The following is a 12,237-nucleotide window of genomic DNA, read 5'->3' as shown; positions in this document are numbered from 1 at the left end:
AGTTTGTCACCAGAGTTACAATTGAGCATGAGCCTTCGCGAACGCGCCGCTGAGCTGCTGACCCGGTCCGTCTGGCTGCAGGGCCATGGGCCCGAGCTGGTGGAGGCCTTCCTGACCCATGGCCGCATCGTCCATCTGCCGGCCGGCGCCTGGGCGCAGTCGGAGGGGGACGAGCAGACGGGCATCACCCTGGTGGTGGAGGGCGCGGTCCAGATGATGTGCGCGGCGCCGGGCGGGCGTGAGGTGCTGTTCGGGCAGGCGGGGCCCGGCGTGGCCCTGGGCCAGACCCTGCGGTTCGGCGGCGGGCCCCGGCTGGTGACGCTGATCTGCGTGGAGCCGAGCGTGCTGCTGGTGATCCCCGACCATGCGCTCACCCGGATTGCGACGCAGCGGCCCGAGGTCTGGCAGGCGGTGGCGGCGCTGGTCTACCTGCAATTGCGCGGCGCCCTGATGATCGCCGCCGAGGCCGTGGCCCTGCCGCCGCGCCAGAGGCTGGCCGCGCGGCTGGAGGTGATGGCGCGCACCGGCGGCCCGACCCTGCGCCTGAACCAGCAGGCCCTGGCCGAGATGATGGGGCTCAGCCGCAAGACCGTGAGCGGCTATCTGCTGGGCTTCCAGCGCGCGGGCCTGCTGACCCTCGGCTACGGCCAGATCGAAGTGCGCGACACCGGGGCCTTAAGGCGGATCGCCGAGAGCTAGGCGCCCTCCGCCGCTTTCCAGAAGGTTCGAAAGGCCTGAACCAGATGGGCGGGATTGTCTTCCTGGACATTGTGGCCGGCGTCGGGGGCGACGCTGATCCGGGCGCCGGGCACGGCCCGCGCGAAGGTCTCAGCCGCCGACTGACTCAGCACCCGGCTGCGGCCGCCTCGCACCAGCAGGGTCGGCAGGCCGCTCGCCGCCGCGATCTGGTCCAGAACCCCGACTACCGCCAGGATCGCCGGGAAGTCGGTGGGCCGGCGGCGGTCCTGCTTCCAGCGCCAGTCGCCGGCCTCCGCCTGCTCCAGCATGGCCGCCATCCGGTAGGCGACCTTGCCGGGATGGCTCCTGGGGCTGATCGCCAGGGCCTGGGCCACCACGGTCTCCACCGAGGGCGCGGCGTCCACCGCGCTGATGAAGGCCCGCATCCGCGCCGTCGACGCGAAGTTCACGCCGGGCGCCACGTCCACCAGGGCCAGGCTGGCGAAGCGGTGCGGCGCGGCCTGGGCGCACAGAGCCGCCGCCACCCCGCCCAGCGACATGCCCGCCAGGTGACAGGGCGCGACGCCCAGCTGGTCCACCACGGCGAGAACATCGCGCGCGAAGTCCTTCGGCGGATAGGCGTCCGCCCAATGGCTGTCGCCATGCCCCCGCAGGTCCAGGGCAAGCAGCCGGTACTCGGCCCGCAGACCCAGCGCCACATAGTCCCAGGTCCGCGCCGACAGGGCCCCGCCGTGCAGCAGCAGGGCCGGGCGCCCGTCGCCACCCCAGTCCAGCAGGTGCAGGACGCCGTCGGGACCTTGCAGACGGCGCGAGACCGGGGGCGACGGATCACAAATCTCGACGCCCATCTCCCGGGCCAGGCTTTCGAGGGTGTCGTCTCCCAGCAACATCGTCCGCTCCGCTCTTACTTTGACAAGTCAAAGTAAGACGATATCCAAGGGATGCGCAAACCGATTCGTGTGACGCGCGCGGCGATGGTCTATCCCTCGGAGGGCGCCCCGCTGGAGATCCGATGTCCGAACCGCGCAAACGCATCCGCCGCAGCGCCCAGGCCTCCAAGCTGGCCATCCTGCAGACCGCCGAGGCCCGGCTGATCGCCGACGGGCCGGACGCCGTGCGGGTGCAGCCCATCGCCCGTGAGCTCGGGCTCACCGACGCCGCGGTCCACTACCACTTCGGCAGCCGCGAGGCGCTGCTGGAGACCCTGCTGCGCTACTCCGGCCGCCGCTTCCTGGACGAGCTGGCCGCCGCCATCGCCACCCACCGCGCGCAGGGCATGGGCTTCGACCTGGCCCGCGCCGCCGCTCTGCTGGCCGACTTCTATGACCGCAAGGGCGCGGCCCGCCTGGTGATGTGGCTGAGGTTCTCGGGCTGGGCGCCGGAGGGGGCCGGCATGCTGACGCCCCTGGTGGACTGGCTGCACGAGGACCGAGCCGCCCGCGCCCTGGCCCAGGGCGCGCCCACCCCCGCCCGCGAAGACAGCCAGTACGCCATCGCCCTGCTGAGCGCCTCGGCCATGTCCCAGGCCCTGTTCGGCGACGCTCTGCTGCGGTCCGTCGACCTCGACCCGGCCAAGGCGGCCGACTTCACCGCCTGGCTGACGGGTGCGCTCGGCGACCAAGCCGCGTCCTCATAAGATCGAAGGTGGCGGCTGGGTGAGGGGTGCAAGCGGGTTTTCGGCCAACTGGCCAGCGAACTCTCGGAATGACCTTGAAGGGTGGGGAACGGATATGCAGACGGCTCTGTTGCGCCGGTTTCACCGGCCCTTCTTCGGTATGCCCACCTCGCCAGCGTCCAACGCCCGCCGCACTTGATCAGCTAGTTCTTCATAGGTGAACGGCTTGGTGATGAGTTGCACGCCTGGGTCCAGACGCCCGTTGTGGACGATGGCGTTGCGCGTATATCCACTGGTGAAGAGTATACGCACGCTTGGCCGCAGCTTCCTGACTTCCTCGGCCAACTTACCACCGTGCATTACACCGGGGAGCACGACGTCTGTGAACAACAGATCTATTTGCGGGTTGTTGTTCAGAGCTGTTAAGGCAGTGGAGGCGTCTGACGCCTCGATTACTTGGTACCCGAGTTCGCGCAGGACGCCCCGGGAGTAGGAACGAACGCCTTCGTCATCCTCTACGAGGAGCACGGTTTCATTGCCGCGTAGAAGCGAAACGTCTCGATGCCGAGCTGAAACAGGAGGCTCCTCAGCTTCCCCATGGAAGCGGGGCAAGTACAGTTTCGCGCTCGTGCCGTGACCCAGCTCGCTGTACACTCGAACATGGCCGCCCGACTGGCGCACGAACCCGTAAACCTGGCTCAATCCAAGACCCGTCCCCTTTCCAGTCTCCTTGGTGGTGAAGAAGGGCTCGAACACTCGCGCGAGTGTGTCGTGATCCATCCCCTGGCCGGTGTCCGACACTGCGATCAACACATACTGACCTGTCGGCACGGGCTCCGGCACCGTGGCGAGGTAGGCCTCGTCGAGGAAGACGTTGGCGGTCTCGATGGTGAGTTTCCCGCCGTCAGGCATGGCGTCCCGAGCATTGACCGCAAGGTTCAAAAGCGCCTGCTCCAGCTCGTTGGGATCCGCGAACGCGGCCCATAAGCCAGGCGAGCCCACAAGCTCGAGCATGACCTGCTCGCCGAGCGTCCGCTCCAGGAGGTCGCCGATCTCACGGACCAGGCGGTCGGCCTGCAACGGTTTCGGATTGAGCGCCTGGCGACGAGAGAACGCCAGCAGTCGGGCGGTGAGTTTTGCGGCGCGCTCCGCCGATTGCGTCGCCATGCTCAGCGAGCGGCGCAACCGCGTATCGTCACGAACTGTGCTCTCGCCTGCGATCTGACGGGCCATGTTGTCGAGCCCGCCGATGATCACGGTGAGAAGATTGTTAAAATCGTGGGCGACGCCCCCGGTCAATTGACCAATGGCCTCCATCTTCTGGGCTTGCCTGAGGGCCTCTTCGGCCTTCATGCGCTCGCCGATCTCCTCTTGCACCCGCTGCTCAAGGGTTTCGTTCAGGCGTGCCGCCTCAGACAGCGCCTCTCGCAGCGCACGCGCATTCTGCCCGACCTGGGCCCGAGCCTGATCAAGTGACGACGCCAACGCTGTGGCTCGCCGCCTCGCATCGCCAGCCGCGTTCGCGGTGGCGAGCGCAGCATCTTCACGCGCTTCGGACCACAGCAGCGCAATCAGCAGATCGGAGACTACGGCGAGCCGCGAGGCTCGCACCTGCGGGCGACCGCCAATGAGCAGGAGCACCGTTCCCTGAGGTCCGACCCAGACGTCGGCAGGTTCCAGCTTGCCGGCGTCCGGATGGGCGACCGTTGTGAAGAACTCGCCGGCGCCTTCGCATCTGGCGAACAGCTCGGCCCAAGTGGGTCCTCCCGCCAGCGTTTGCACAAATCCCGGGGCCGGAAGAAGGATGTTCAATCCCGGGTCGCGCAAGAGAAAAAGAAGGTCCCGAGCGCCCAAACTTTCGGCCACCAGTGCAGCCTCAGACGCCCGCGTCCGCCGGCCGGCAAGCGCCGTCATCAGACGGTTCAGCTCGTAGTCGGTTGCAGTGTTCACGCCGGCAAGACAGCCACAACCGCAGTGCAGTTATGGAAACCCTCGAACTGACCTTCGGCTCGCGCGATCTGGCCGTGGGTATTGCATCCCAGGAGATCAGCGCCCGCAAGTTGGTCCCGGACAGTCGCAACCTCTTCGCCGAACTGCTCGCCCATACGCAGCCTGGTGGCGACGCAGTCAAAGAATAGGGCTGCCTGCGGTTTGTGCTCTCCGATGGCCGCCAGCGCCGCCTGGGTGGCCTCCTGAGCGGCCTCCACTGCGGAAGCCGCAGAGACACGCATGATGTACACCACTGAGCCTTGCGGGACTTCCGCGGCGCACAGGACTGATCCGTCCGGGAGAACCGCGAGTGGCACTCGCAGGCGCTGTTGGTCCTCGGCTTCGATACCAAGAATATTATGCAGGAAGAACGCGAGAGGCGCAGCGCGGTCCAGCGTCTGCCCCGTTGTTCGAGCATGGGCTTCGAACGCTTCCACCGCCGGCAGCCCGTTAAGGCTGACAAGCCTCATTCCGTCTGTTTCGGTCACGCGGAACGGCGCAGAGGCAGGAGCCCATCCATGCCGAACTCCGACGCCGATGGGCTTCTCGGTCAGCATTTCGAGAGCAACTGCCGCTCCGTTTATCACCTCGCGGCCATAGAATACGGAGGTGCGCTGGAACTGCGCGTTGTCACCTGCCCCACCGCCAAAGAATTGGTACTGTCCCCCCGTCGCCAGGGTTAGCTCGTCCACCAGCACATCGGCGTAGCCCGCCAAAGCGTCCGCCATCACCAGAGCTGACCGGTAGGGGAAAGCGTAGTCGCTTAGCCCCTTGAAGCTGGACACCATTTGGCGGGCCGCCGCTGCCGCGTCGTCCTTGATGTCCCGAGCCACAGCAATGCTGAAGCGGACGTCTTCGCCCGCAAGACCCAGGGCGCAGGCCAGACCTTCGCCTCGATTGTGGTTCATGAACTCCCCCGCCGAGGAGGAGCCGACCACAAGGGTGTCGGGGCAATGTTTTGCGAGCTCGTCGAGAAGCGCAGCGTGATCATAAGAGGGAGCTGCGAAGACCATAAGAGCCGCTGGGCGCTCGCCAAGAACTCGGGTAATTTCCGTCGCTAGCCGTCGCCCGGCTTCGCGCGCGTCAGCCAAGTCGGTGGACGATGCTGCCGTCTTCATAACCATGCCCCGCAATACCTGTGGCCCCAATGGCCCGTTTTACCTTGGCCGAGGGCCAAACGCTGATGGATGGAAGACGTTCCTCGACCAGTTTGGTGCGGCGCGGGTATCTCGACTAATCTCACCGGCAAGGGGACTTAGGTGAACGGCCTCTATGGGTCAAACCCCCGCTATCGGCCCGCTGTCCAACAGCGGGCCCTACCTAGATTTTTAAGCCCACGCCCTAAACCGCCCCCGGCCCCGCCCGCGTCTCCACCTCCCGGGCGCCCACCGGCGCGTGGCATTCCGAGCAGGTCATGACGGGGGCGAAGTCGCAGCCGCAGGTCTTGTGGCGGTGGAGCAGGGGGGCGCCGGCGTCGCCGGCGTAGTGGCGGTCGCCCCAGTGCACGATGGACATGACCACGGGGTAGAGATCCAGGCCCTTCTGGGTCAGGCGGTACTCGTGGCGGACGGGGCGATCCTGATAGGGGATCTTGGCCAGCACGCCCTCGTCCACCAGCAGCTTCAGCCGCGCGGTGATGATGGTGCGCGAGATGCCCAGGCGGGTCTGGAAGGCCTCGAACCGCCGCACGCCCAGGAAGGCGTCGCGCAGGATCATCAGGGTCCAGCGGTCGCCGATCACCGCCACCGAGCGGGCGATGGAGCAGGGCTGGTCGGCGAGGTCTTCCCACTTCACGGGCGGCGTCCTTTGGGTTCGCTGAGGTTATCCCATTGACTGGGTCCAGATTCAATACGATGGTTCGTCCAGAAACTGAACTTAGGTGAGGTCATGGCTTCTGAACAACAAGCGTCGCCCAAGGTCTGCCTGGTGATCGGCGCGGGCGACGGGGTCGGGGGCGCCATCGCCAAGGCCTTCGCCGCCCAGGGCCTGACCGTCTGCGTCACCCGCCGCGAGCGTAATCTCGATCAGCTGGAGGCCCTGGCCGACGACATCCGCAAGGCCGGGGGCAAGGCCCACGCCTTCGGCGTCGACGCCCGCGACGAGGCGCAGATGGTCGCCCTGTTCGACAAGGTGGAGGCCGAGGTCGGTCCGCTCGAGGTCGTGGTCTTCAACATCGGCGCGAACGTGCGGTTCACGCTCACCGAGACCACCACGCGGGTGTTCCAGAAGGTCTGGGAGATGGCCTGTTTCGCGGGCTTCCTGACCGGCCGCGAGGCGGCTCGGGTGATGATCCCGCGGGGCCGGGGCACGATCCTGTTCACTGGGGCGACCGCCTCCATGCGCGGCGGCAAGATGTATTCGGCCTTCGCTTCGGCCAAGGCGGCCCTGCGCTCCCTGGCCCAGACGGCGGCCCGGGAACTGGGGCCCGTCGGCATCCACGTCGCCCACATCGTGGTGGACGGCGCCATCGACGGGGTGTTCACCCGCACCAACAATTCGCCTGAGGCCGTCGCCGCCAAGCTGGACGGCGACGAGATCCTCAAGCCCGAAGACATCGCGGCGAACTATGTATGGCTGCACAATCAGAAACGCTCGGCCTGGACCCACGAACTGGATCTGCGCCCCTGGAAGGAGACCTGGTGATGGCCAAGACGATCGACTTCATCTTCGATTTCGGCAGCCCCAACGGCTACCTGTCCTGGAAGGTTTTGCCCGGCATCGCCGCGCGGCACGGGGCGACGATCAACCTGATCCCCTGCCTGCTGGGGGGCATCTTCAAGGCCACCGGCAACCAGTCGCCGGTCACCGCCTTTGGCGGGGTGAAGGGTAAGCTGGAATATGAGGGGCTGGAGACCAAACGCTTCGTCGCCGCCCACGGCCTGACCGCCTATCGGTCCAACCCCCACTTCCCGGTCAACACCCTGCTGATCATGCGCGGCCTGGTGGCGGCGCGCCGGGCCGGGGCGGGCGAGGCCTATCTGGCGGCCGTGGTGTCGGCCATGTGGGAGCAGGGGCTGAAGATGGACGATCCCGAGGTGGTGGCCGGTGTGCTCACCAAGGCCGGCCTCGACGCGCGCGCGATCCTGGAGGCCACCCAGGACCCGGAGGTGAAGGCCGAGCTGGTGGCCAATACCGAGGCGGCCGTCGCCCGTGGCGCCTTCGGGGTGCCGACCTTCTTCGTGGATGGCGAGATGTACTTCGGCAAGGACCGGCTGCACGCGGTGGAGGCGGAGCTTTCGCGGGCCTGAGGAGGGTTCTAGGGTCGGGGCCAGTTCGCTGGAGTCCCGCCCATGAAGATCGCCCTCACCCTCGCCGCCGTCCTGATGGCGACCACGGTCCAGGCCCAGACCGCCGGGCCTATCGATCCGGCGCGGTTGTCGGCCATCGTCAAGGTCCTGGCCTCGGATGAATTCGAGGGCCGCTCGCCGGGGTCGCCGGGGGAGCAGAAGACCGTCGACTACCTGATCGGCCAGTTCCAGGCGCTGAAGCTGGAGCCGGCCGGCGACAAGGGCGGCTGGACCCAGGAGGTCGCGCTCCAGAAGCTACAGGTGCAGCCGGGCGCCAGGCTCAGTGTCGCGGTGGCGGGCAAGACGACCGTCCTGGAGCAGTCGCGGCAGATCAATGTCACCACCCTGCGGCCGGTGGATCATGTGGCCATTGTGGGCGCGCCGATGGTCTTCGTCGGCTACGGGGTCAAGGCGCCCGAGCGCGGCTGGGACGACTTCAAGGGCTATGACCTGAAGGGCAAGGTCGCGGTCTTCCTGATCAACGACCCCGACTTCGAGGCCCAGCCCGGCGAGGCCGTGGCCGGCAAGTTCGGCGGCCAGGCGGCGGCCTATTACGCGCGCTGGACCTACAAGTACGAGGAGGCGGTGCGCCAGGGCGCCGTGGCCGCTCTGATCGTCCACGAGACGCCGGGCGCAGGCTACGGCTGGTCGACGGTGGCGGCCTCCAACGGCGAGAGCTTCGACATCGTCCGGCCAGATCTGGCCAAGGACAAGCTGCTGCTGCAGGGCTGGATAACGCGTGAGACCGCCGTCGATCTCTTCCAGCGGGCGGGGCTGGATTTCGAGGCCCTGAAGACCTCGGCGCGGTCGGCGGCCTTCAAGCCGGTGGCCCTGACCGGCGCCACCTTCTCCGCCGACTATGGCGTGGCCCACAGCCAGGTCACCAGCCGAAACGTGATCGCCAAGCTGACCGGCGCCAGCAAGCCGCTTGAGAGCGTGATGTTCTCGGCCCACTGGGACGCCTTTGGCCTGGGGGCGCCGGTGAACGGCGACAAGGTGCGCCACGGGGCGGCCGACGACGCCATTGGGGTGGCCGGCGTTCTGGAGATCGCGCGCGCCTTCGCCGCCGGTCCGCGCCCGGCCCGCACCACCCTGTTCGCGGCCTGGACCGCCGAGGAGCGCGGCCTGCTGGGGTCGGAATATTACGGGGTCAACCCGCTGACGCCGCTCGACCAGATGGCGGCCAACTTCACCCTGGACGTGCTGCAGACCGCGGGGCCGGCCAGGGACGTGGTCCTGGTGGGCTACGGGCAGAGCCAGCTCGACGACCGGCTGATCGCGGCGGCCAGGGCGCAGGATCGGACCGTGACGCCGGACGCCAAGCCCGAACGGGGCCTGTTCTTCCGGGCCGACCATTTCAGCCTGGCCAAGCAGGGGGTGCCGGTGATGCTGATGATGGGCCTGGGCGGCGGGGCCGACCTGATCTCGGGCGGGCGCGCGGCCGGCGACAAGTGGGTCAGCGACTATACCGCGAACTGCTATCACCAGCCCTGCGACGCCTGGAGTCCCGACTGGGACCTGCGCGGCGCGGCCCAGGACGTCGAGCTGTTCTACGTCATGGGCAAGGCCATCGCGTCGGACCCGAAGGACTGGCCCGACTGGAAGGACGGTTCGGAGTTCAAGGCGATCCGCGAGCGGTCGGCGGCGGCGCGGCGGTAGCCGGATCGGGTTCGCGACTGTGGATTGGACGACGACCTAGGTCCGCTTTGTGGGCAGCCGCCGACGGCCGCTCCCGACCCACTGCGGACGTTGGTAGGGTCTGCTTTGCGACTGCGGTTTGAAGCTGTAGCTTCCTAAAATGACCGCAGGTTGGCGCCTCATTCCACTGCTAGGACTAACAGCGTTGGTTTCGTGCTCAGAGCGGGGCGACAGCGATCCCAAGCATGACACCCAAGGACCCGTCGCAGCGATAAGGCTGACTGAAAATGACTGGTCAGCAATTCCGAGCGGCGAAGACCTGAGTGAATGCGCACCGACGAGCACCGACGTTCAGCTAGGGACAGCAACCTTACGCTGTCGCATTGGAGACCGCGGGCAGCTTGAGGAGTGTTCGGCTAACTCCACCGACGATCCGCGTCTAGAAGAGTGGGCGCTCTGCGCGGCCCCCAAGTTTCGCGCGGCTGGCCACCGAGGTGAGCTGGTTGAAGTACCCCTACAGTGGACCCACCCGCTTTAGCAGGGTGCAGAAGGCCGCTTTCCACCCCGAGCAGCCCTTGCCAGGGTCCGCTTGGGGGGATGACCGCACCAACGTCCGGTTACGAGCCGGTTGCCAGCGGCGAAATTCGACCCGTTGCAGACGTTCACTCCGTCTCCGGAACCGGTCCAACATACGTAAGCCGACCGAGGCGGGGCAGCCACGCCATCTGTCGTGCGAGGTTGCTCAGTTCCTTCGGGGAGTTGATTGCGCAGTAGCGTGTGAGGAGAATGTCGATCTGGCCACCATCTCTAACTCGGCCTTTCGGACATCTCCGCTGAAGGATCGTGAAGGACCGGATAGGGCCTTGGTCGCGCTGGCTGGCCAGTAGCAAGTAGTCACTCCCTGGTCTCGCGCCGGATTGCAGCGCCCACAGCCGCACCGGACCGCCGAGTCCCACCGCGTCGCCGAGGTCCACGAGCGATGCGTATCTGAACCCGGAGTGGCTTACGCCCTCGGGATGATAGGTTCGAACCTCGGTCAGGTAGCAGTGCGACGCGCCGTAGTTGCCAAGCCTGATCCATTCCTCCGCGCCGCGTTCTTCGCGCTGCTCCCGCCATTGCCCGAGCGCTATCTTGTGCGTGCAGCCGAATTCATTCGTCGTCGCAAAGGGACGGGGCCAGAGGTCACGATAGTCCGTCCATAACGGAAGATCTGAGTGGATGAGGTCGTCGGAGGGCTCAGACGCCCTGCACCCGGACGCTGCGAGAGCGGCAAGAATGATCAGATAAGCTAGCTTCACCTTGAGATGATGCGCTAGGTCGAAACGTCGGTCAAAGTGATCGCTCCCCCTCTCCGCGTGAGAGGCAGCGTTGCCTCAAAGTCTTGTGTCGGCTCTCCACCGATTGCTGAAGCTCGGCGCGTCGGCTTTCAAGCGACTGTCGGCGCCATACCGCCGACGGCCACCCCGGCGACGCCTGGACTCCTGACGTGGACCCCACGGGGCACGGCGATCCGGCCGCGTCTGCACGCAAGTCGGCAACCCGCTTGCCCGGCGCAGCTTTCCAAAGCTTAATCCGCCCTGTCGTTGCGTGAAATCAACGACGGGGCCACATAGGCCGTTAGTCAGGGCCTGATCCTGACGCCTGCTCTTAGGGAGCCACATACCTTGTCCACGCTTCGCAATCGCCTCGCGCGCGCCGCCCTGCTGGTGCTCGCGCCTGTCCTGATCGCCGGCTGCGGGATCAACAACATCCCCACCAAGGAAGAGCGCGCCAAGGCCCAGTGGGCCGAGGTGCAGAACCAGTATCAGCGCCGCGCCGACCTGATTCCCAATCTCGTGGAAACCGTGAAGGGCTACGCCGCCCAGGAGAAGAGCGTGCTGGTGGCCGTCACCGAGGCGCGCGCCTCGGCGACCCAGGTCAAGGTGGACGCCTCGACCCTGACCAACCCGGCCCAGTTCCAGCAGTATGCCGCCGCCCAGGACAAGCTGTCGGGCGTGCTCGGCCGGCTGATGATGATCCAGGAGAACTACCCGGACCTGAAGTCCAACCAGAACTTCCTGGCCCTGCAGAGCCAACTTGAGGGGACGGAGAACCGGATCACCGTGGCGCGCCGCGACTACAACGAAGCGGTTCGCGACTACAATCTGGAGTTCCGCAAGTTCCCCAACAGCTTCTGGGCGTCGACCGTCCATAGCGGCTCCAAGCCGATGGTGATGTTCCAGGCCAATGCCGCGGCGCAGGCCGCGCCCAGCGTCAGCTTCTCGCCGACCGCGGCGCCGGCGGTCTCCACCCTCCCGGCCGCACCGGCCCAATGACCCAGCGCAAGGGACTGCGGGGCCTGCTGGCCCTCGCGGTCCTCGGCCTCGTCGTGAGCGCGGGGGCGGCCTTGGCCGCGCCGAAGTTCCCCCCGCTCACCGGGCGGGTGGTGGACAACGCCGGGCTGCTGTCGCCGCAGGCCGAGCAGAAGCTCACCGCCGAACTCGCCGATCTGGAGACCAAGACCGGCCGGCAGATGGTGGTGGCGACCCTGCCCGACCTCGGCGGCTACGAGATCGAAGACTACGGCTATCAACTCGGCCGCGCCTGGGGCATCGGCGACAAGACCCGCAATGACGGGGTCCTGCTGCTGGTGGCGCCCAACGCCAAGAAGGTGCGTATCGAGGTCGGGTACGGCCTCGAGGGGGTCCTGACCGACGCGCTCTCCAGCGTGATCATCCAGACCAAGATCCTGCCCGCCTTCCGGTCGGGCAAGATGGAGGACGGGGTCATGTCCGGCGCCGAGGCGGTGATCGGCCAACTCTCCCTGCCAGACGACCAGGCCAAGGCGCTCGCCGCGGCGACGCCGCAGCCCGAGCCCGAGTCGGAGAACAGCCTTCCGGGGGTGATCATCTTCATCGTGGTGATCATCTTCTGGGTGCTCAGCGGCATCCTGCGCGGCGGCCGGCGCGGCCGTGGGCGTCGCGGCGGCGGCGGGCTGTGGTGGCTGCTGCCCCTGCTGCTCTCCAGCAG

Annotated in this window: 11 protein-coding genes; 7 read left to right on the top strand and 4 right to left on the bottom strand. The window is 67.1% G+C overall.

Translation table 11 applies throughout. The annotated features are described in order from the left end of the window. The first annotated feature begins 27 nt into the window (after positions 1-27). Positions 28-699, top strand: a complete 672-nt coding sequence (locus AAC997_RS20095; protein WP_340647482.1) for a Crp/Fnr family transcriptional regulator — start codon at positions 28-30, stop codon at positions 697-699. Here AAC997_RS20095 and AAC997_RS20090 read toward each other — a convergent pair. Further along, positions 696-1,589, bottom strand: a complete 894-nt coding sequence (locus AAC997_RS20090; protein ID WP_340647481.1) for an alpha/beta hydrolase — start codon at positions 1,587-1,589, stop codon at positions 696-698. The two genes, AAC997_RS20095 and AAC997_RS20090, sit on opposite strands and share 4 nt — an antisense overlap. A 122-nt stretch (positions 1,590-1,711) precedes the next feature. Here AAC997_RS20090 and AAC997_RS20085 point away from each other — a divergent pair, with 122 nt between their 5' ends. Then, entirely contained in the window at positions 1,712-2,335 is a 624-nt protein-coding gene (locus tag AAC997_RS20085) for a TetR/AcrR family transcriptional regulator (RefSeq protein WP_340647480.1), read from the top strand. Between the two features lie 120 nt (positions 2,336-2,455). Here AAC997_RS20085 and AAC997_RS20080 read toward each other — a convergent pair whose 3' ends face one another. From AAC997_RS20080 to AAC997_RS20070, 3 genes are all read right to left on the bottom strand, one after another. After that, the gene (locus AAC997_RS20080) at positions 2,456-4,264 is read right to left on the bottom strand and encodes an ATP-binding protein (RefSeq protein WP_340647479.1); all 1,809 of its coding nucleotides are present in this window, start codon (positions 4,262-4,264) and stop codon (positions 2,456-2,458) included. After that, positions 4,261-5,421: an FIST N-terminal domain-containing protein gene (locus AAC997_RS20075; RefSeq protein ID WP_340647478.1), complete on the bottom strand. Its 1,161-nt coding sequence runs from the start codon at positions 5,419-5,421 to the stop codon at positions 4,261-4,263. The genes AAC997_RS20080 and AAC997_RS20075 overlap by 4 nt, the downstream gene beginning before the upstream one ends. Before the next feature lie 223 nt (positions 5,422-5,644). After that, entirely contained in the window at positions 5,645-6,097 is a 453-nt protein-coding gene (locus tag AAC997_RS20070; protein WP_340647477.1) for a helix-turn-helix domain-containing protein, read from the bottom strand. Positions 6,098-6,190: 93 nt separating this feature from the next. Between AAC997_RS20070 and AAC997_RS20065 the strand changes: the two genes are divergently transcribed. The 5 genes from AAC997_RS20065 to AAC997_RS20045 all read left to right on the top strand — a co-directional run. After that, positions 6,191-6,946: an SDR family NAD(P)-dependent oxidoreductase gene (locus tag AAC997_RS20065; protein ID WP_340647476.1), complete on the top strand. Its 756-nt coding sequence runs from the start codon at positions 6,191-6,193 to the stop codon at positions 6,944-6,946. Next, positions 6,946-7,551 carry a 2-hydroxychromene-2-carboxylate isomerase gene (locus AAC997_RS20060; protein ID WP_340647475.1) on the top strand — a complete coding sequence of 202 codons (606 nt, stop codon included), beginning with the start codon at positions 6,946-6,948 and terminating at the stop codon, positions 7,549-7,551. The genes AAC997_RS20065 and AAC997_RS20060 overlap by 1 nt, the downstream gene beginning before the upstream one ends. A gap of 42 nt (positions 7,552-7,593) precedes the next feature. Continuing rightward, complete coding sequence (locus AAC997_RS20055) at positions 7,594-9,249, top strand: M28 family metallopeptidase (protein ID WP_340647474.1); 1,656 nt, start codon at positions 7,594-7,596, stop codon at positions 9,247-9,249. Positions 9,250-10,892: 1,643 nt separating this feature from the next. Next, complete coding sequence (locus AAC997_RS20050) at positions 10,893-11,543, top strand: LemA family protein (RefSeq protein WP_340647473.1); 651 nt, start codon at positions 10,893-10,895, stop codon at positions 11,541-11,543. Beyond that, a partial coding sequence (locus tag AAC997_RS20045; RefSeq protein WP_340647472.1) for a TPM domain-containing protein occupies positions 11,540-12,237 on the top strand: 698 nt, incomplete at its 3' end. The genes AAC997_RS20050 and AAC997_RS20045, both read left to right, overlap by 4 nt.

The organism is Phenylobacterium sp. (genome assembly GCF_037968635.1).
Taxonomy (GTDB): domain Bacteria; phylum Pseudomonadota; class Alphaproteobacteria; order Caulobacterales; family Caulobacteraceae; genus Phenylobacterium.
Note: the sequence above shows the minus strand (reverse complement) of the source record. Positions and strands in the feature narration are given on the sequence as shown.

Bases quoted from the DNA above. Each gene is read 5' to 3' on its own strand.
- AAC997_RS20075 (WP_340647478.1), bottom strand. From the start codon at position 5,421: ATGAAGACGGCAGCATCGTCCACCGACTTGGCTGACGCGCGCGAAGCC.
- AAC997_RS20095 (WP_340647482.1), top strand. From the start codon at position 28: ATGAGCCTTCGCGAACGCGCCGCTGAGCTGCTGACCCGGTCCGTCTGG.
- AAC997_RS20055 (WP_340647474.1), top strand. From the start codon at position 7,594: ATGAAGATCGCCCTCACCCTCGCCGCCGTCCTGATGGCGACCACGGTC.
- AAC997_RS20090 (WP_340647481.1), bottom strand. From the start codon at position 1,589: ATGTTGCTGGGAGACGACACCCTCGAAAGCCTGGCCCGGGAGATGGGC.
- AAC997_RS20060 (WP_340647475.1), top strand. From the start codon at position 6,946: ATGGCCAAGACGATCGACTTCATCTTCGATTTCGGCAGCCCCAACGGC.
- AAC997_RS20065 (WP_340647476.1), top strand. From the start codon at position 6,191: ATGGCTTCTGAACAACAAGCGTCGCCCAAGGTCTGCCTGGTGATCGGC.
- AAC997_RS20085 (WP_340647480.1), top strand. From the start codon at position 1,712: ATGTCCGAACCGCGCAAACGCATCCGCCGCAGCGCCCAGGCCTCCAAG.